This is a genomic window from Corallococcus praedator, from assembly GCF_003612125.1.
GTDB classification, from domain to species: domain Bacteria; phylum Myxococcota; class Myxococcia; order Myxococcales; family Myxococcaceae; genus Corallococcus; species Corallococcus praedator.
Genome location: NZ_RAWI01000136.1, coordinates 1 through 21,178, shown reverse-complemented (window position 1 = coordinate 21,178; position 21,178 = coordinate 1). Strand labels below are relative to the sequence as shown.

Sequence of the window (21,178 nt, the reverse complement as noted above, 5' to 3'; positions counted from 1 at the left end):
CTCCGCGTGCAATCGCTGCGCGCCGCTTCGAGCGCAGCGGCGCGCAGCGATTGCACGCGGAGGGCCCGCTCACTCTCGCTCTCCTCGCTCTCGACGCGCCTCAGGCTGACGAAGAACTCGATATCCCCTGGAGGGGTCGACGCGAAGTCCGCGAGCTGGAACGGGAACATCCCCAGTTCCGCCAGGGTGGCAGCGGCCTCCAGGAAGGAGCGCGGAGTGAAGACCCAGCAGTGCACGTCCGTGTAGCCGGTTGCCGCCACCGCTTCCCGAGACTTCTCAAGCGCATTCTGGAGCGTGCCGGAGCACGGAAGGTGCTCCGCGTCGATGGCGCCACTCCACATGGCCTGCGCGTCCACCTGGCAGTAGCAGGCCCAGAAGTCGAAGACCTGCTTCACGGTGGGCCCGGTGCGGCGCGACAGGAAGGCGTCCACCAGCTCCCCGGGGGTGCTCTCCGGACGCTTCGCATCGAAGCAGAAGCGCTTGTCCGGGATGGCCAGCGAGACGACGCCGCCGGGACGCAACGCCTCGCGCAGGTCCCCCAGCCAGCTCACGGGGTCCGGCACATGCTCGATGACGTGGCTCGCGAGCACGAAGTCCACCCGCCGGTCGCCCAGCGCACCGGACAGCGTTCGCGACGAAAGGTCCACGTCCACGTCCACGATGGTCGCGGTGTCCCAACCGTGCCCCGCGTACTTGCGCCGGAGCACCTCGGTGCTCGCGTGGTCGGCATAGAGAATCCGCCCGGCGTCACGCGTGACGATAGGACTGGCGAGCGGCCCTATCTCCACCCCCTCCATCGTCGAGAGGTGGATGGCTCCCAGCAGTCGCTCCTGACGATTCTTCACCTGCACCGGCGGCATCGACGCATCCCCATTCTTTCGCGGCCCACCATCATGCCAGCACCCTCCTACGGCCTCCAACTTGTCTTACCGCGCATAATGCATCTGGCATTGTCCGTGACGGCACGGCCACGCATGTCGGGCGGTCGCGCCAGTGCCTCTGGCACCAGGACCGACGCGCGTCATCGCACCACCGGCACTTGCGCGAGTTGGGGAGGAGATTGCACGTCAAGTGCCGGTGCGCGTCAGCAAGCCTCCAGGTGGAACGCTCTGGGACCCACTGGACGCGCTGACCGGCCACCCGCAGAAGTCCTACGCGTGGCCGGGCCACCTCCTCAAGGAGCGAGTGCTCACTGTGAAGCCTTGCTTAAGAGCCCATTGGACTGACCGCGCGTAGTCATCCGGGACATCGCGGCGTACTTCTCCTGGTGAACGGGGCCTGACCCCATCACGAAGGAGTACGGACCATGCGAAAGCGGAGATTGGGAAAGGGCGGCCTGGAGGTCTCGGCGCTCGGGTTTGGTGTCATGGGACTGAGCGCCAATCTGGGCCCGGCGACCGAGCAGCAGGAGGCGATTGCGCTCCTCCGGACGGCCGTCGAGCGCGGCGTCACGTTCTTCGACACGGCCGAGGCCTATGGCCCGTTCACGAACGAGGAACTGCTTGGCAAGGCGCTCGCCCCACTGCGCGCCCAGGTGGTGATCGCCACCAAGTTCGGCTTCAAGATCGACCCTTCCACGGGTGCCCAGACCGGTGTGGACAGCCGGCCTGAACACATCAAGCAGGTCGTCGAGGCCTCGCTCAAGCGCCTCAAGACCGACCACATCGACCTGCTCTACCAACACCGTGTCGACCCGGCCGTGCCCATCGAAGAGGTGGCCGGCGCCGTGAAGGCGCTGATCCAGGAGGGCAAGGTCAAGCACTTCGGCCTTTCGGAGGCCGGCACGACGACGATCCGCCGGGCCCACGCTGTCCATCCCGTGACGGCGGTCCAGAACCAGTACTCGCTGTGGACACGAGAGCCCGAGGCGGAGGTGCTGCCGGTATGCGACGAACTCGGGATCGGCTTCGTGCCGTGGGGCCCGCTGGGCACGGGCTTCCTCACGGGGAAGATCGACGCGAACGCGAAGTTCGACAGCTCCGACCTGCGAAGCACGTTTCCTCGCTTCGCCCCGGAGGCGCTGAAGGCGAACCTGGCCTTCGTCGAGATGCTCCGCGAGTTCGCGGCGCGGAAGAAGGCAACGCCTGCCCAGATTGCCCTCGCGTGGCTGCTCAGCCAGAAGCCCTGGATCGTGCCCATCCCCGGCATCAACAAGCTGGAGCACCTGGACGAGAACCTCGCCTCGGTGGACGTCGTGCTCACCCGCGACGACCTCCGCGAAATCGACCTCGCCGCCGCGAAGATCAAGCTGCAAGGGGCCAGGCTCTCCGAGGGGCTGCTGAGCCTGAGCGAACAATGAACAGCAAGAACGGAGCTTCACCCATGAGCAATGTCTTGATCCTCGGAGCGAACGGCGGAATTGCCCGTCACGCCACCGACCTGTTCCTGAAGGAAACCCAGGCCCGGTTGACGCTCTGCCTGCGCAATGCGGCCCGGCTGAAGAACACCCATCCCGAGCGCATGCGCATCATCGAATGCGATGTCCTGGATCTTGAAAGCCTGAAGACAGCCATGGCCGGACAGGATGTTGTCTACGCCAATCTGGCGGGCGACCTGGAGCGCATGGCCAGGAACATCGTGAAGGCCATGGACGCGACGGGCCTCAAGCGCCTCATCTTCATCAGCTCCATGGGAATCTACGATGAAGTCCCCGGAGAGAAGTACGGCAGCATCCTGGAGCCGTATCGACGGGCGGCCGCGGTCATCGAGGCCTCGGACCTCGACTACACGATCCTGCGGCCCGCCTGGTTCACCCATGACGATGAGACGGACTACCAGACCACCCAGAAAGGCCAGCCCTTCAAAGGCAGCCAGGTGTCCCGGAAGAGCGTCGCGGCCCTGGTGGTCAAGCTGGCGGAGACACCAGGACTGGAGGTGCGGCGCAGCCTGGGGGTGAGCAAGCCCGGATGAAGAACCCGGGGGCTACACATGCCCCCGGGGACGCTTAGGCCAGTAGATGTGGAACGTGGCCCCCGCCCCTACTTCGGACTCGATGGCCACGCGCCCTCCCCGCGTCTCGACAATCTTCTTCACCACCGAGAGCCCGATCCCCGTCCCCTCCACCTTGTCGCGCGCCTCCAGCGTCTGGAAGATGCCCCAGATGCGGTCGTGGAAGCGGGGGTCGATCCCCGGCCCGTTGTCCTTCAACGTGAAGTCGTAGAAGTCGTCCGCGTCCGCGCAGGCAATCTCGATCCTCGCGTCCGTCCGGCCCGCGTGCTTGAGGGCGTTGCTCATCAGGTTCAGGAACACCTGCTGCAACGGCACCCGCTCCACCTGGAGCGTGGGCATCCCCCCTCCAATCACGATGCTCGCCTCGGGGCGCGGCGCGAGCAGGTCCCGGCTCTCCGCGAGCAGCGCCCCCACGTCCACCGTCTCCAGCTTCTCCCGGGTCCGGCTGACGCGGGAGTAGCTCAGGATGCCGTTGATCAGCGCCTCCAGCCGGTGCACCCGTCCCCGGAGCAACCCCATCTGGTGGCGCGTCTCTTCGCTCATCTTGTCCGCCATCCCCTCCTCGATCCACTCCGACAGGCTCGCGATGCCTCGCAGCGGCGCCTTGAGATCATGGGACGCGACATAGGCGAACTGATCCAGGTCCTGGTTCGTCGCCTCCAGTTCCTGGGTGAGCCGCTCGGAGCGCTGGCGTGCGTGGACCTGCTCCGTGACCTCGAAGGCGATGACGGAGATGCCTTCAATGGTCCCCGACGGGTCGTAGATGGGCTGGTAGATGAAGTTGAAGAAGTAGTCCTGGACCTGCTCCGTGCGACGCAGCGGCACCTGGAGCTCGTTGCCGAAGAACGGCTCTCCCGTGGAGTACACCCGGTCCAGCAACGGGACGATGACCTCCTTCAGCTCCGGCAGCGCCTCCCGCAGGGGCTTGCCCACGACGTCCCGACCGCCGAGCAGCTCGATGTAGCGCGCGTTCGCGAACTCGAAGACATGGTCGGTTCCTCGCAGCACGCAGATGCCCGCCGGGGCTTGCAGGAAGAGGGTCTCCAGCCGCGAGCGCTGCCGCTCCGCCTCCGCGAGCGCCGCCTGCTCCCGGGCCAGCAGCCGCGTCCTCTCCTCGAACACCCGCGCGCTGGAGAGCGTGGTCGCGACATGGCCGGCCGCCAGTTCGAAGAAGTCCCGGTACGCGTCATCCAGCGAGCGCCGCGGGTTGACCCCCATCACCAGGAAGCCCTGCAGCGTGCGCTCTCCCGAACGGAACAGCGGGAGCACCAACGCCTCCCGGGACGGTTCAGGCCACGCACCTCCGGGCCAGGGGGCGTGCGCCTCCGGAAGCGCCACGCGCACAAGGCGCTGCGTCTGGACGACCTCCGCGAAGGGCCAGGTGCTCCCCTCCGCCACGGCAAGCTGCTCGGAGCCCACGAACCCCATGGAGGCCGACAGCGTGGGCTCCGCGTCCTCTGGGGCGAGCTGGTAGAGCAGCGCGAACGACACGTCCGCGATGCCCGCCCCGAGCGTCTTCATCGCATGCTCACAGGCCTCCTTCACCGTGGCCGTGGCCGAGGCGGCCGTCTGCGCGCCCAGGTCGCGCAGCAGACGCAGGCGGCGCTCGCTGAGCAGACGTGGCGTCGTTTCCGCGCAGGCGCAGAAGATGCCACCCACCGTGCCGTCCTCGTTCCAGAGCGGCGCGTAGGAGAACGTGAAGTAGGTCTCCTCCAGATACCCGTTGCGCCACATCATCAACGGGAAGTCCTCCGACCACGTCGCCTTGCCCGTGGCGCGGACGCCTTCGAGCATGGGACCGATGACGTCCCAGATCTCCCCCCAGCACTCCCAGCCAGGGCGCCCCAGGAACTGCGGATGCTTGTGCACGCCGAGGATGGGGCGGTACGCGTCGTTGTAGAGGCGCGCGAACTGCGGTCCCCACCAGATTTCAATGGGGTGCCGGGACGACAGGCAGATGCTGACCGCCGTGCGCAGGCTCTGGGGCCACTGCTCCACCGGGCCCACCGGGCAGCTTGCCCAGTCAAACTCCCGCATGCGCCGCGCCATCTCCCCGTCCCCGGTGAGGAAGGGTGCGTCCTGGAGGAGAAGTCCGTCCGCGCGAAGGCCGCTGGGATTCAGGTCTCGCATGTCACCGCTCAGGGCATCTCCACCAGGGTCCAGTACTTGTTCAGCGTGGCCATCACCTCCACGAAGCTCAGGAACGTCACCGGCTTGAGCAGGTAGCCGGCGACGTTGAGATCGTACGCGTCGATCTTGTCGCGCTCGTTCGCGGAGGTGGTGAGCACCACCACCGACGTCGTCCGCAACAGGGGATCCGCTCGCAGCGCGCGCAGGAACTCGATGCCGTTCATCTTCGGCAGGTTGAGATCCAGCAGCACCAGCCGGCGCCCTTCCGGCACCGTCCCGTTGCGCAGCGCCTCCAGCCCTTCCAGGCCGTTGGAGGCCACGTAGAGCGGGTTGGCGATGTGGTTCTTGCTGAAGGCACGGCGGACGTTCATCACGTCCACCTCGTCGTCCTCGATGAGCAGGATGTTCAAGGTCTTGTCGCTCTTGTCGCCAACAGTGGGAGCGCTCATCCGGGTCCTTCGAGCTTGGGACAATTGCGTTTCGAGAGGAGCCCGAGCGGCGCCCTTCTAGCGTTCACATTCCTGCTCGAGGCAACGGATGGCCCCCCGCTGTTTCCTTCCCGACACGCGGGAGGATGCCTGCTCGGCCGCACTCCAAGCGGGCACGCAGGTCTCTGTTCTCCAACCAACCGGGACGCGGATTGAGGATCCCAGCACCGGCCCGGGCTCTGCCTTGATAGGCGGCTGCTTCCATGGGGGCCGCCGGCGTCGAGAGCGCCAGCAGCCCACGCTGGATTCCTCTTCATGGACGACACCCAGAAGCCGAAAGAAGCCCTCATTGCTGAAGTCCATGCGCTCCGCGAAGCCCTGCGGAGGAACAGCGCCGACCTCGACCAGTTCGCCTACGTCGCCAGCCACGACCTCAAGGCCCCCCTGCGCGGAATCGCCAACCTGTCGCAGTGGCTCGAGGAGGATCTGGGACCCCGGCTCGGGGAGGAGTCGCGCCGGCAGATGGAATTGCTGCGCGGGCGGGTGCACCGGATGGAGGCCATGCTCGACGGGCTGCTCGAGTTCAGCCGCGCGGGCCGCGCTTCGCACGCACCCGAAACCGTCGACGTGGGCGTCCTGATCCACACGGTGATGGCGCGCCTTCCGGATGGAGACACGGCACGGCTCGAGGTCGGCACCGAAATGCCGACGCTCTTCACCGAGCGACTTCCGCTTCAGCAGGTCTTCTTGAACCTTCTTTCCAATGCCCTGAGACATGCCCGCGGCGAGGGCCTGAGGGTGCGGGTCGAGGCGCGGGAGGCACAGGGCTTCCAACACTTCTCGGTGACGGACAACGGTCCGGGCATCGCGCCCGCGTACCACGAGAAGATCTTCGCCCCCTTCCAGACGCTCGTCGCGCGCGACAAGGTCGAGGGCTCCGGCATGGGCCTGTGCGTGGTGAAGAAGCTGGTCGAAAGCCGGGGCGGTCGCGTGTGGGTCGAGTCGTCCGAGGGCGCGACCTTCCACTTCACCTGGCCCCGGCGGATCGAGGCGGAACGCTCGTGAGTGATGCTCCGGCGCCTTCGCGCCCCATGGATGTTCCGGACACGGGTGAAGCGCTCAGGCTGTTGCTCGTCGACGACGACGAGGTCGACCGGCTCATGGTCCGGCGGCTGCTGCGCCAGGGGGCCATCGTCGCGGAGGTGGTGGAGGCCACCCGCGGCGCCGAAGCGCTCGAGCACCTGGGCAAGCAGTCCTTCGACATCATCCTCCTGGACTTCCTGCTGCCCGGAGAGGATGGGCTCCAGGTCCTGCGGGAGCTGGGAAGGCGGGGGCCGCGCTCCCCCATCATCGTGCTCACCGGCCAGGGGAACGAACAGACCGCCGTCGAGCTGATGAAGGCGGGCGCCTCCGACTACCTGTCGAAGTCGAAGCTGACCGCCGAACACCTGGGGCAGAGCCTGCGTCAGGCCATGCGGCTGCACCTGGCGCAGCAGCAGCACCGGGCACTCGCGGAGGCCCTTCCGCAGATCGTCTGGACGTCCGGCCCCGACGGACGCCCCGACTACTTCAACCAACGCTGGTACGACTACACCGGCCTGCGCGCCAGACGCTCACGGGAGGAGACCTCGAAGGAGAGACATGTGGCCCGCGAAGTGCTCCACCAGGATGACATCCCGCGCTTCCTCGGCCAGTGGAGCGAGATTCGCCAGTCGGGAATGCCCTTCGAGTGCGAGGGCCGCATCCGTCGCCACTCGGACGGCGCCTACCGCTGGCATCTCATCCAGGCCGTGCCCCTGCGCAATGCGCACGGTCGCATCATCCAGTGGCTGGGCACGTGCACGGACATCGATGATCAGAAGCGCGCGGCGGAGACGCTCAGCTTCATGGCGGAGGCGAGCACCATGCTCACCGCCTCGCTGGAGATGTCCGTCACCCTGGAGCGACTGGCCGCGCTGATCCTCCCCCGGCTGGGAGACTGGTGCGCCGTCTACCTCCTGGAGGATGACGGACCCGTGCGCCAGGCGATGGTGGCCCATGCGGATCCGTCGCGGGTGCCCCTGCTGCGGGAGCTGCACCGTGAGTTCCCTCCTCCTGCCACCGCCCGCCGGGGCATCTCCCAGGTGCTGCGCACGGGCGAGGCCGAGTTGGAGCCCGAGCTCACCGATGAACACCTCCAGGAGGCCCTGGGCTCCGTGGAGGCCCTGGGCTCCGACGGGCGGCTGCGGCCGGGTTCGTGGCTCGTCGTCCCGCTGTGGGCGCAGCGTCGGGTCTTCGGCGTGCTCCAGGTGTGCGCATCGCGTCCGGGCCGCCGCTACACCGTGCGCGACCTGGAGCTGGTGCAGGAGCTGGCGCGACGGGCGGAGATCGCCATCGACAATGCCCGGCTGTTCGAGATGGCCAAGGCCGAGCACCTGGTCGCCGAACAGGCCAACCGCGCCAAGGACGAGTTCCTCGCCGCCGTCTCCCACGAGCTGCGCACGCCGCTGATGGCCATGCTGGGCTGGACGCGGATGCTGCGCTCGGGACAGCTGGCGCCGGAGAAGCATGCGCGGGCCCTGGAAGCAGTGGAGCGCAACACCCAGGTACAGACCCAGCTCATCGAGGACCTCCTCGACGTGTCGCGGATCATCACCGGGAAGCTGCGGCTGGAGATCCAGACAGTGAATCCCGGCGACTGCATCGAGGCCGCGCTGGACTCGGTGCGCCACGCGGCCGAGGCGAAGGGCGTGACGCTGCACTCCGACCGTTCCCCGGACGTGGGTTCCCTCCACGGCGACTCCGACCGGATCCAGCAGATGGTCTGGAACCTGCTCTCCAACGCCATCAAGTTCACGCCGAAGGGTGGACAGGTCACCGTGCGCCTGCGACGGGCGGAGGGAAACGTCCGCATCGACGTGGAGGACACGGGCCAGGGCATTCCCAGGGGCTACCTGTCCCAGATCTTCGAGCGCTTCTGGCAGGTCGACGGAAGCTCCACGCGCAAGCATGGAGGACTGGGACTGGGGCTGGCCATCGTGCGGCACCTCACCGACCTGCACGGAGGTTCCATCGAGGCCTTCAGCGAGGGTGAGGGTCAGGGCTCGCGCTTCACCCTGACCCTGCCCCTGGCGAAGGCCACGACGGGCAAGGTGGAGCTGCCCCTGCCGTCCACCGCGCGACTGGACATCCCTTTCCTGCCGATGACGATCCTGCAGGGTCTCCAGGTGCTCGTGGTGGACGATGAGCCCGATGCCCGGGAGCTGCTCTCCGTGGTGCTGGAGGGCCGTGGGGCCGTGGTCATCACCGCGGCCAGCGCCCGGGAGGGATTCGAAAAGCTGCGGCTCTTCCGCCCCCAGGTGGTGCTCTCCGACATCGGGATGCCCGGCGAGGATGGCTACTCCCTCATCCGCAGGCTGCGCGCGCTGCCCGTGGACCAGGGTGGACAGACGCCGGCCATCGCGCTCACGGCCTTCGCCCGGATGGAGGACCGCACCCGGGCGCTGCTCGCGGGCTTCCAGATGCATGTGCCCAAGCCCATCGATCCCGCGGAGCTGGTGAGCGTGCTGGCCACGGTCACCGGCCGGAATGCCCGTGCGGAAGAACGCCGACGGGGAAATTCCGCCTGAGTGATTGAGCGGCGGATCCGGCCCCGGGCTCGCCATGTCGGTGGCGAGCCCGGACCCGCCTGCTACTTCGACCCGGCTTCTTCCAGGGCCTCCGTGATCCGCTTGCGGAGTTCCTCCGCCAGGCGCGTGACCTGGGGGGTGCGGAGGATGGAGTAGTGGTCGCCCTCCAGTTCGAGCAGCTTCACGCCACCCAGGCCCAGGGCGTTCCATCCGCGATCCCGGCCAAGCGGCGCGGGATCCACGTTCTGGCTGGCACGGAACACGGTGATGCTGCCCTCGTGCGGGGTGGGGACGTACTGGCGGGTCGCCTTGCGGTTGAGTTCGAAGACACGCATCAGGATGCGGAAGTCCTTCAGCTCCACGTCCGGCGTCACCGCTCCGTCCTTCTTCGCCTCGTCCAGCAGTCGGGCCAGGAGTTCGTCCTTCGAAGGCGGTTCGCCGGCCTCCGGCGCCTTCTCCGGGCCGTTGCCCTCGGGGTCCTTTTCGAAGAGCGCCGCCAGTTCCTGGTGGATCTGCTCGCCCTCCGTGCCCGTGCCTGCCGTCTGGCTCACGGAGCCCGGATCCAGGAGTGCCAGCAGTGCCACGATCTGTCCCGCCGCGCGCAGCTGACGGGCCATCTCGTACGCCACGGCTCCACCCATGGACCAACCCGCGATGAGGTAGGGCCCTTCCGGTCGCAGCGTGCGCACGGCTTCGACGTAGGTGGTCGCCATCGCCTCGATGGTTTCCAACGGCTCCTGCTCTCCGTCGATGCCCAGGGAGCGCAAGCCGTAGAACGGCTGATCCGGTCCCAATTGCCGCGACAGCTCCACGTAGCCAAGGACATTGCCTCCGGCCGGGTGGACGCAGAACAGCGGCGGACGGCTGCCTTCCGGCTGGATGGTCACCAGCGGAGACAGCGACGGCGCCGCGTCCTGACGCAGCAGCGCCGCCAGCCGCTCCACCGTCGGACTCAGGAAGAGCGCCGCCAACGGCAGCCCCTTCCCCAGCCGCTTGCGGATCGCCGTCATCAACCGGACCGCCAGCAGTGAGTGGCCTCCCAGTTCGAAGAAGTCCGCATCGACGCTGATCGGCTGCATCCCAAGCAGGTCCTCCCAGATCGACACCAACTGCAACTCCGTCGTGTCACGGGGCGCGATGACCTTCCCTGAGACGCTCGTTCCCACCGCCGGCTTCGGCAGCGCCTTGCGGTCCACCTTGCCGTTCGCGTTGAGCGGCAGGGCTTCCAGCGTCACGAAGGCCGACGGCGCCATGTACTCCGGCAGCCGTCCCTTCAGTGCACTCCGCAGCGTCGTCGCGTCCACCGTGTGGCCTGGCTGCGCCACCACGTACGCCACCAGCCGCTTGTCACCGGGCGCGTCCTCTCGCACCACCACAACCACGTCGCGCACCTGCGGCTGTGCGCCCAGTGCCGCTTCCACCTCTCCCAGCTCGATGCGGAAGCCTCGCACCTTCACCTGGAAGTCCATTCGGCCCAGGTACTCCAGCGTCCCGTCTCGGCCCCACCGCACCTTGTCGCCCGTGCGGTACAGCCGTGCCCCGGCCTTCTCGCTGAAAGCGTCCGGCACGAAGCGCTCCGCCGTCAGCCCGGGCTGGCCCAGGTAGCCGCGCGCCAGTCCTTCGCCTCCCAGGTACAGCTCTCCTGGCACGCCCACCGGCGTCGGCTGGCCCTTCGCGTCCAGCACGTACGCCTGCGTGCCCTCCAGTGGACGGCCGATTCGCGGCTCCGTCTTCGCTCCGCGCTCCACCCGCGCGTGCGTCGAGTACGTCGTGTCTTCCGTCGGGCCGTAGAGGTTGTTGACTTCCTTCACCTGCGGCAGCGCGTACAGCGCCTGCACCAGTCGGTTTGGCAGCGCCTCTCCGGCCAGGTTCACCGTCTCCACGCTGGCGGGAATGCTTCCGCTTCGCACCAGTTCCGCCACCGCTGACGGCACCGTGTTCAGCAGCGTCACACGCTGCGCTTCCTTCAGTCCGGCCAGCGCCAGCGCGTTCTCCGCCACCACCACCGTGCCGCCGCTCACCAGCGGCGCGAAGACTTCGAACACCGACAGGTCGAAGTTCAGCGACGTTGCCGCCAGCACTCCCTTCAGCTGCTCCGCCTTGAAGGTCGCCGTGGCCCACTTCAGGAACGCCACTGCGCTTGCGTGCGTTACCGCTACGCCCTTCGGACGGCCCGTGCTTCCCGACGTGTACAGCACGTACGCCAACTGCGCAGGCGCGCCCGTGTTGCCGAGGCTCTCCACCGGATAGCCGTTCAGCACCGTCGCGTCCGTGTCCAACCGCACGCGCTGGCCCGTGTACTCCGGCAGCACGTCCTCCAGGCCCGCCTGGGTCACCACCACCGGCGCTCCCGTTCCCTCCAGCATGTAGGCCAGACGCTCCTTCGGGTACGTCGCGTCCAGCGGCACGTACGCCGCCCCGGCCTTCAGCACGCCCAGCAGCGCCACCACCATCGCTTCCGTGCGCTCCACGCACACGCCCACCCGGCTCTCCTCCCCCACTCCCAACGTCCGCAGGTGACGCGCCAACTGATTCGCCCGCGCTTCCACCTGCGCGTACGTCAGCTCCACACCTTCGTGCACCACCGCCACCGCGGCCGGCGTCTTCGCCGCCTGCGCCGCGAAGAGACCGTGGAGGACTTCAGTCGACTCACGCTCTTGCGCCACCGTGCCCGCGAGGTGCTTCAGCACCTGCTGACGCTCTTCGGTTGCCAGCAACGGGAGGTCCCAGACGCTCGCATCCGCGTCCTTCGCGATGCCTTCCAGCAGCACGCCCAGGTGCCCCAGCAGCCGCTGTGCCGTCTCCGCGTCGTACAGGTCCGTGTTGTATTCGAGCGACGCCGACAGTCCTCGGCCCGTCTCCGTCATCCCCAGCGTCAGGTCGAACTTCGCCGTGGTGCCTTCCGTCTCCACCGGGCTCAGCACGAGCCCGGCCGGAAGCGTCTGTCCTGCTCCAGCCGACATGTTCCGCAGCGTGAACATGACCTGGAACAGCGGCGAGCGGCTCAGGTCGCGCTCCGGCTTCAGCTCTTCCACCAGCTTCTCGAACGGCACCTCCTGGTGCGCATACGCGCCCAGCGTCGTCTCCTTCACCTGACGCAACACCTGCCGGAAGCTCGCGCGATCCTCCAGCTTCGTGCGCAGCACCAGCGTGTTGACGAAGAAGCCGATGAGCCCTTCCAGCTCCGTGCGGTTGCGGCCCGCGATGGGCGTTCCCACGCTGATGTCGGCCTGCCCGCTGTAGCGCGCCAGCAGCACCTGCCAGGCCGCCAGCAACACCATGAAGGACGTCGCCCCTTCCTCGCGCGCCAGCGCCTTGACGGCCTCCTCCAGCGCCTTCGGGAGCACCTGGGACGCATTGGCACCGTGGAAGGTCTGGACCGCGGGCCTCGCCCGGTCCGTCGGCAGCTCCAGCGCGTGCGGTGCGCCTTCGAGCTGCTGACGCCACCAGGACAGCTGCGCCTCCAGCACCTCACCCTTCAGCCATCCACGCTGCCACGCCGCGTAGTCCGCGTACTGCACCGCCAGCTCCGGCAACGGTGACGCTCGGCCTTCCTCATACGCGCTGTAGAGCGCGGCCACTTCGCGCACGAGCACGTCCATCGACCAGCCGTCCGACACGATGTGGTGCATCGCCAGCACCAGCACGTGCTCGGTGGCGCTCAGCCGCACCAGCGTCACGCGGCAGAGCGGGCCCTGGCTCAAGTCGAACGGACGAAGGACCTGCGTGCTCACCTGATTGCGGAGCTCCGTCTCACGCTGCGCTTCCGGCACGCCGTCCAGCACCGTGAGGTTCCAGGCCACTTCCTGGGACGGAGCGACCACCTGGAAGGGCTGGCCGTCCTGCGCCGGGAACGTCGTGCGCAGGGACTCGTGACGCCGCACGAGTTCATCGAACGTGCGACGCAGCGCCCCCACGTCCAGTGCGCCGGAGAGACGCACCACCATGGGGAGGTTGTAGGAGGTACTCCCGGGCTGGAGTTGATCCAGCAACCACAGTCGCTGCTGGGCGAAGGACAACGGCTCCCTGCCCGTCCGCGCCACGGCCTCCAGCTTCGGCGCCGTCAACGCCTGTCCCGTCCGCCGAGCCGCTTCGACCGCGAGGGCCAGCCCTTCCACCGTCGGAGCCTCGAAGAGGGCTCGCAACGGCAGCTCGACCTGGAAGGCCGAGCGGATGCGCGACATCGCCTGCGTCGCCAGCAGGGAGTGCCCACCCAGTTCGAAGAAGCTGTCCTGGAGGCCCACCTGCTTCACGCCCAGCAACCGCGCCCACAGTTGCGCGAGCACTTCCTCCGTCTCCGTGCGCGGCGCCGCATACGCATGGCTGCGTTCCGCGCCGGCCTCCGGCTTCGGTAGGGCCTTGCGGTCCACCTTGCCGTTCGCGTTGAGCGGCAGGGCTTCCAGCACCACGAAGGCCGACGGCACCATGTACTCCGGCAACCGGCCCTTCAGCGCGCTTCGCAACGTCGCGGCGTCCGCCGTGTGGCCTGACTGTGCCGTCACGTACGCAACCAGCCGCGTGTCTCCCGGTGCGTCCTCCCGCACCGCCACCACCACGTCGCGCACCTGCGGCTGCGCCCCCAGCACCGCTTCGATTTCTCCCAGCTCGATGCGGAAGCCCCGCACCTTCACCTGGAAGTCCATTCGGCCCAGGTACTCCAGCGTCCCATCCCGGCCCCACCGCACCTTATCGCCCGTGCGGTACAGCCGTGCTCCCGGCTCGGCGCTGAAGCCATCCGGCACGAAGCGCTCCGCGGTCAACCCGGGCTGCCCCAGGTAGCCTCGCGCCAGGCCCTCTCCGCCCAGGTACAGCTCTCCGGGCACTCCCACCGGCACCGGCTGGCCCTTCGCGTCCAGCACGTACGTCCGGACGTTGAGCAGCGGCATGCCCACCGTGGGCTGCCGGCCCTGCTGGACCGCGATGGCGGTCGCATCCACGGTGCACTCCGTCGGGCCGTACACGTTGAAAGTGCGCGTGCGCTCCGACGCGCCCAGCACCTCCCAGGTGGCCGCATCGAGTGCCTCACCGCCTGATACCACCAGCGCCGGGGCGCCCTCGCCTTCCAGCAGCCCCTCCTGGATCATCAACCGCAACAGCGACGGCGTGCAGTCGAGCGCGACGACCTGGTTCCGCCGCTGCCACGCCACCATCGCCTCCGGGTCCTTCCGCGTGGCTTCCGGGACGATGCACAGGCAATGACCATCCAGCAGTTGGACGAGCTGCTGCACCGAGGCGTCGAAGACCAGCGGCGCGTTGAGGCTCACTCGCGAGCCCGCGGGCAGCCCCTGGTAGACGGTCCGCTTCAGGCCCTGGTGCAGGTTGAGCACCGAGCCATGGCGCACCATCACGCCCTTCGGACGTCCCGTGCTTCCGGACGTGTACAGCACGTACGCCAGCTGATCCGCGGCGCCGGTCTCTCCCAGGTTGTCCGAGGCGTACGCGGCCAGCACGTCCGCATCCGAGTCCAGCCGCACGCGCTGACCCGTGAACTCCGGCAGCACGTCCTCCAGGCCCGCCTGCGTCACCACCACGCGGGCGCCCGTTCCCTCCAGCATGTAGGCCAGACGGTCCTTCGGATACATCCCATCCATCGGGACGTATGCGGCCCCCGCCTTCAGCACGCCCAGCAGCGCCACCACCAGCTCGGCCGAGCGCTCCACGCACACGCCCACCCGGCTCTCCTCTCCCACGCCCAACGTCCGCAGGTGACGCGCCAACTGGTTCGCCCGCGCCTCCACCTGCGCGTACGTCAGATGCGTCCCTTCGTGCGCCACCGCCATCGCGTCCGGCGTCTTCAGCGCCTGAGCCGCGAAGCGCCCGTGGATCGTCTCCGCCCCCTGCTGCGCTCCGGAGGCCGCCGTGCCCGCGAACTGCTTCAGCACCCGATGACGCTCTTCGGTCTCAAGCAGCGGGAGGTCCCAGACGCTCGTCTCCGCGTCCTTCGAGAGGCCCTCCAGCAACGTCCCGAAGTGCCCCAGCAGCCGCTGCGCCGTCTGCGCGTCGTAGAGGTCGGTGTTGTATTCGAGCGACGCCGCGAACCCCTGGCCCGTCTCCGACATCGCCAACGTCAGGTCGAACTTCGCCGTCGCCCCGTCCGTCTCCACGGGACGCAACGCCAGTCCCGCGCTTGTGGGCAGCGCTTCATCCGGCCCCTTCGCGCTGTTCTGCAGCGTGAACATGACCTGGAACAGCGGCGAGCGGCTCAGGTCACGCTCCGGCTTCAGCTCCTCCACCAGCTTCTCGAACGGCACCTCCTGGTGCGCGTACGCACCCAGCGTCGTCTCCTTCACCTGCCGCAGCACCTGCCGGAAGCTCGGACTGCCCTCCAGCCGCGAGCGGATCACCAGCGTGTTGACGAAGAAGCCGATGAGCCCTTCCAGCTCCGTGCGGTTGCGGCCCGCGATGGGCGTTCCCACACTGATGTCGTCCTGCCCGCTGTAGCGCGCCAGCAGCACCTGCCACGCCGCCAGGAGCACCATGAAGGGCGTCGCGCCCTCCTGGCGTGCCAGGGCCGACACCGCGTCCTCCAGCGACTTCGGCAACCGCACCGAAGCGAGCGCACCCCGCACCGTCTGGACCGCGGGCCTTGGGCGATCCGTCGGCAGTTCGAGCGTCCTCGGAGCCCCCGACAACTGCTGACGCCACCAGGCGATCTGTGCCTCCAGCACTTCGCCCTTCAGCCACCCGCGCTGCCACGCCGCGTAGTCCGCGTACTGCACCGACAGCTCGGGCAGCGGTGACTCGCGGCCCTCCGCGAATGCGGCGTAGAGCGCGACCACTTCGCGCACCAGCACCCGCATCGACCAGCCGTCCGACACCGCGTGGTGCATGACCAGCACCAGCACGTGCTCCTCTTCCGACGCCGTGAGCAGGGTTGCTCGGAACAGCGGGCCCTGGCTCAAGTCGAAGGGACGCGCGACCTCTGTCTCCACGATGCGCCGGACTTCGTCCTGCCGTGCCTCGGACGCTCTCGCGGAGAGGTCGATGAGGCGCAGCGTCCCCGTGGAAGCAATCGGCGTGATGACCTGGACCGGCTCGCCTTCGCGGACCTGGAACGTTGTCCTCAGGGCCTCATGCCGACGCACCAGCTCCGCGAACGTGCGCTCCAGGGCCGGCACATCCAACCGCCCCGACAACCGGATGGCGGTCGGCAGGTTGTATTGCGCGCTTCCCGGCTGGAGCTGATCCAGGAACCACAGGCGCTGCTGCGCGAAGGAGAGCGGCTCGGCGCCCGTCCTCGCCACCGGCACCAGGGCCGGAACCGTGGACCGCGCGGTGCCATGGGTCGCACGCACCGCTTCGTCCACCTTCAGCGCGAGGCGGGACACCGTGGGTGCCTCGAAGAGCGCACGCAACGGCAGCTCCACGCCGAACGCGGACCGGATGCGCGACATCGCCTGGGTGGCCAGCAGCGAGTGCCCACCCAGCTCGAAGAAGCTGTCCTCCGCGCCCACCTGGGACACGCCCAGGACCTGGGCCCAGAGGCTCGCCAGCAACACCTCCGTCGGGGTGCTGGGGGCCACCCTCGGGCCCGTCCGGGATACGTCCGCCTCGGGGGCCGGCAGGGCGCGCCGGTCCACCTTGCCGTTCGCGTTGAGCGGCAGTGCGCTCAGCACCACGAACGCCGACGGCACCATGTACTCCGGCAACTGCTCACGGAGGAAGGCGTGGAGCACGCCCGTCTCCGGTGCTGTCGCGCCTTCGCCCACGACATAGGCCACCAGCCGCTTGCCGCCTCGCGCGTCGTCGCGCACGGCCACCACGCACTCGCGCACCGACGGGTGCAGTGCGAGCGCCTGTTCGATTTCTCCCGGTTCGATGCGGAAGCCACGGACCTTGACCTGATCATCGGCGCGGCCCAGGAACTCCAACGTCCCTTTGGCCAGCCAGCGCACCCGGTCGCCGGTCCGGTACAGCCGGGCTCCGGGCTCGGAGGTGAACGGATCCGGGATGAAGCGCTCCGCCGTCAACGCGGGCCGGCGCAGGTAGCCGCGCGAGACGCCCGCGCCCGCGACGTACAGCTCGCCACCGACCCCGATGGGGACCGGCCGCAGGCGGGCATCCAGCACGTAGGCCCGCATGTTGGTGATGGGCTGACCGATGGGCGGGGCCTGCGTCGATGCGCGCACCACCGCCGCGGTGGAGACCACCGTGCCTTCCGTGGGGCCGTAGTGGTTGACGACCTGGAACGGGAGGCCTTCGACGTCCACTCGGTGCAACCGGTCTCCGCCCGTCAGCAGCGTGCGGAGCGCGGTCGTGCCGGGCCACTCGCGGGCAACCACCGCCTCCGCGAGCACCGTGGGCAGGAACGCGACCGTGATGCGCCGTTCGGTCAGCCAGTGCACCAGCTCCGCGGGTGCGGTGCGCACCCCTTCCGGCGGCAGGTGCAGACTCGCGCCCGAGGTGAGCGTGGGCCAGATTTCCCAGACGGACGCGTCGAAGGCCAGGCCCGCGAGCTGCGTCGTGCGGTCCGCCTCCGTCACGCCGTAGGCGCGCTGATGCCACGTCACCAGGTTGCCGAGGTTCGCGTGTTCGACCTCCACGCCCTTCGGCCGTCCGGTGGAGCCTGACGTGTAGATGACGTAGGCGAGCTGTCCCGCCGCCGCCGGAGCCAGCACTCCGGCCTCCGGGGCCACGAGGGTGTCCCAGTCCGAGTCCAGGCACAGCACGTGTGCCGGGCCTTCCGGCAACGCTTCCCGCAGCGAACGCTGCGTGAGCACCACCGGCATCCGGGCGTCGTCCAGCAGGTACGCCAGCCGCTCGCGGGGATGGGCCGGATCCAACGGGACGTATGCGCCGCCCGCCTTGAGCACGGCCAGCATGCCCACCACCATCTCAGGCGAGCGCTCCACGCACAGGCCCACGCGGACCTCGGGGCCCACGCCCAACGCACGCAGGCGCCGCGCGAGCTGGTTCGACCGGGCCTCCAGCTCGCCGTACGTCAGCTTCACGCCCGTGGCCGACTCGACCGCCAGCGCGCCGGGCGTCCGCGCGGCCTGGGCCGCGAAACGCTCGTGCACGGCACCGTCCGAGGGGAATTCGGCGCGGGTGTCGTTCCAGCGCAGCAGGACCTGCTCACGCTCGGGCGCATCCAGCAGCGGCACGTCCCAGACGTCCGCATCCGCGTCCTTCGCGACGCCGTCCAGCAGCAGCCCCAGGTGCTTCAACATCCGCTCCGCCGTCGTCGGGTCGAAGAGGTCGGTGTTGAATTCGAGCGATGCGAAGAGGCCCGTGGGGCCTTCCATCATGGACAGCGTCAGGTCGAACTTCGCCGTGTTCCCGAGCGTTTCGAGCGAGCGCAGGGACAGGGCGCCTTCGGAGGCCGGTGCCTCAGACGTTCCCGACTCCGCGTTCTGCAGCGTGAACATGACCTGGAACAGCGGCGAGCGGCTCAAGTCGCGCTCTGGCTTCAGCTCCTCCACCAGCTTCTCGAACGGCACTTCCTGGTGCGCGTACGCACCCAGCGTCGTCTCCTTCACCTGGCGCAACACCTGCCGGAAGCTCGGACTGCCCTCCAGCCGCGAGCGGATCACCAGCGTGTTCACGAAGAAGCCGATGAGCCCTTCCAGCTCCGTGCGGTTGCGGCCCGCGATGGGCGTTCCCACACTGATGTCGGCCTGCCCGCTGTAGCGCGCCAGCAGCACCTGCCACGCCGCCAGGAGCACCATGAAGGGCGTCGCGCCCTCCTGGCGTGACAGGGATTTCAGCTGCTCTCCGAGCCCCTTCGGCCATTGCGCCGAACGATGGGCGCCACGGAACGTCTGCACTCCGCCCCGAGGCCGGTCCGTGGGCAGTTCCAGCGCATGCGGGGCGCCCGCGAGCTGGGTCCGCCACCAGGACAGCTGTGACTCCAGGACGTCGCCCTTCAGCCACCCGCGCTGCCACACCGCGTAGTCCGCGTACTGCACCGCCAGCTCCGGCAAGGGAGACGGACGGCCCTGCGAGAAGGCCGCGTAGAGCGCCTGCACTTCACGCACGAGGACGCCCGTGGACCAGCCGTCCGACACGATGTGGTGCATCACCAGCACCAGGACGTGCTCCTGTTCGGACAGGCGCAGCAGCGTGACGCGGAGCAGGGAGTCCCGACCCAGGTCGAACGGTCGCCGCGCTTCCAGTTCGACGCGACGCCGCATGTCGGCTTCGCGCTGCTCGGCATCCACCGCGTCGAGCGCCACGACTTCCCACGTCAGCTCGCGCGTGGAGTCGATGTGCTGGACGGGCTGCCCGTCTCGCACCTGGAAGGTCGTGCGCAGTGCTTCGTGGCGACGCACCAGTTCCTGGAAGGTGCGCTGCAACGCGCCAATTTCCAGCGCGCCCGTGAGCCGCACCGTCGCGGGCAGGTTGTACGACGAGCTTCCGGGCTGGAGCTGATCGAGCAGCCAGAGACGCTGCTGCGCGAAGGACAACGGCTCCGCGCCCGTGCGAGCGGAAGCCACCAGCTTCGGCACGGACAGTCCCGGGTTCGCGGCCAGCGCTGCTTCAACCTTGAGGGCCAGCTCCGCCACGGTGGGGGCTTCGAAGAGGGCTCGCAGCGGCAGTTCGACGTTGAAAGCCGTGCGGATGCGCGACACTGCCTGCGTTGCCAGCAGCGAATGGCCTCCCAGTTCGAAGAAGTTGTCTTGCGTGCCCACTTGCTTCACGCCCAGCACTGCCTCCCAGAGCGAGGCGAGCACCTGCTCCGTCTGAGTGCGCGGGGCCACGTAGACGTGCGTGCGCTCCGCTCCGGCCTCTGGCTTCGGCAGCGCCTTGCGGTCCACCTTCCCGTTCGCGTTGAGCGGCAGGGCCGGAAGCGTCACGAAGGCCGACGGCACCATGTACTCCGGCAACCGTCCCTTCAGCGCGCCTCGGAGCGTCGTGGCGTCCGCCGTGTGGTTCGGCTGCGCCACCACGTACGCCACCAGCCGCTTGTCACCGGGCGCGTCCTCCCGCACCACCACCACCGCGTCGCGGATGGAAGGCTGCGCCCCCAGCGCCGCTTCCACCTCTCCCAGCTCGATGCGGAAGCCTCGCACCTTCACCTGGAAGTCCATTCGGCCCAGGTACTCCAGCGTCCCGTCTCGGCCCCACCGCACCTTGTCGCCCGTGCGGTACAGCCGTGCCCCGGCCTTCTCGCTGAAGCCGTCCGGCACGAAGCGCTCCGCCGTCAGCCCAGGCTGGCCCAGGTAGCCTCGCGCCAGTCCCTCGCCTCCCAGGTACAGCTCACCCGGTACGCCCACCGGCACCGGCTGCCCCTTCGCGTCCAGCACGTACGACCTCACGTTGTGCAGCGGCACGCCCACCGTCGGCTGAGTGCCTCGCTCCACCGCGAACGCCGTCGCGTCCACCGTGCACTCCGTCGGGCCGTACACGTTGAAGGTGCGCGTGCGCTCCGCTGCGCCCAGCACCGCCCACATCGCCGCGTCGATGGCTTCACCGCCTGAAACCACCAGCGCAGGCGCGCCCTCTCCTTCCAGCAGGCCCTCCGCCAGCAGCAGCCTCAGCAGCGACGGCGTGCAGTCCAGCGCCACCACGGCGTTGCTCCGCTGCCACGCCACCAGCGCTTGCGCGTCCTTGCGCGTCGCCTCCGGCACGAGGCACAGGCGGTGGCCGTCCAGCAGTTGCACCCACTGCTGCACCGACGCGTCGAACACCAACGGCGCGTTGAGGCTCACCCGCGAGCCCGCGGGCAGCCCCTGGTACACCGTCCGCTTCAAGCCCTCGTGCAGGTTGAGCACCGAGCCGTGGCGCACCATCACGCCCTTCGGCTGGCCCGTGCTTCCTGACGTGTACAGCACGTACGCCAACTGCCCAGCCGCTCCCGTGTTGCCCAAACCCTCTTCCGGATACGTGGCCAACAGGCTCGCGTCCGTGTCCAGTCTCACGCGCTGCCCGCTGACTTCCGGCAGCACGTCCTCCAGGCTCGCCTGCGTCACCACCACCCGCGCGCCCGTGGCCTCCAGCATGTAGGCCAGTCGTTCCTTCGGGTACATCCCATCCATCGGCACGTATGCCGCCCCCGCCTTCAGCACGCCCAACACCGCCACCACCAACTCCACCGAGCGCTCCACGCACACGCCCACCCGG

Annotated in this window: 8 protein-coding genes; 4 read left to right on the top strand and 4 right to left on the bottom strand. The window is 68.8% G+C overall.

Annotation, left to right across the window (positions count from 1 at the left end):
- Positions 1 to 860 (bottom strand): methyltransferase domain-containing protein (locus D7Y13_RS18960; RefSeq protein ID WP_147452464.1); only part of this gene is annotated, 860 nt, incomplete at its 3' end.
- Between the two features lie 446 nt (positions 861 to 1,306).
- On the opposite strand from D7Y13_RS18960, the gene D7Y13_RS18955 reads away from it, so the two are divergent.
- On the top strand, positions 1,307 to 2,299 hold the full coding sequence (locus D7Y13_RS18955; RefSeq protein WP_120584130.1) for an aldo/keto reductase: 993 nt from the start codon (positions 1,307 to 1,309) through the stop codon (positions 2,297 to 2,299).
- Positions 2,300 to 2,322: 23 nt separating this feature from the next.
- The gene (locus tag D7Y13_RS18950; protein WP_120584129.1) at positions 2,323 to 2,910 is read left to right on the top strand and encodes an SDR family oxidoreductase; all 588 of its coding nucleotides are present in this window, start codon (positions 2,323 to 2,325) and stop codon (positions 2,908 to 2,910) included.
- A 12-nt stretch (positions 2,911 to 2,922) separates the two neighbouring features.
- On the opposite strand, the gene D7Y13_RS18945 is transcribed toward D7Y13_RS18950, so the two are convergent.
- A complete protein-coding gene (locus D7Y13_RS18945; protein ID WP_120584128.1) occupies positions 2,923 to 5,079 on the bottom strand; it encodes a sensor histidine kinase in 2,157 nt (718 codons plus the stop codon).
- Between the two features lie 8 nt (positions 5,080 to 5,087).
- Entirely contained in the window at positions 5,088 to 5,528 is a 441-nt protein-coding gene (locus D7Y13_RS18940) for a response regulator (protein WP_120533917.1), read from the bottom strand.
- Between the two features lie 294 nt (positions 5,529 to 5,822).
- Between D7Y13_RS18940 and D7Y13_RS18935 the strand changes: the two genes are divergently transcribed.
- Positions 5,823 to 6,572, top strand: a complete 750-nt coding sequence (locus tag D7Y13_RS18935; protein WP_120533918.1) for a sensor histidine kinase — start codon at positions 5,823 to 5,825, stop codon at positions 6,570 to 6,572.
- Positions 6,569 to 9,115 carry a response regulator gene (locus tag D7Y13_RS18930; protein ID WP_147444333.1) on the top strand — a complete coding sequence of 849 codons (2,547 nt, stop codon included), beginning with the start codon at positions 6,569 to 6,571 and terminating at the stop codon, positions 9,113 to 9,115. The genes D7Y13_RS18935 and D7Y13_RS18930 overlap by 4 nt, the downstream gene beginning before the upstream one ends.
- A gap of 62 nt (positions 9,116 to 9,177) precedes the next feature.
- Here the strand turns inward: D7Y13_RS18930 and D7Y13_RS18925 are convergent, their stop codons facing one another.
- The gene (locus D7Y13_RS18925; protein ID WP_279637096.1) at positions 9,178 to 21,168 is read right to left on the bottom strand and encodes a non-ribosomal peptide synthetase; all 11,991 of its coding nucleotides are present in this window, start codon (positions 21,166 to 21,168) and stop codon (positions 9,178 to 9,180) included.
- Positions 21,169 to 21,178 lie beyond the last annotated feature (10 nt).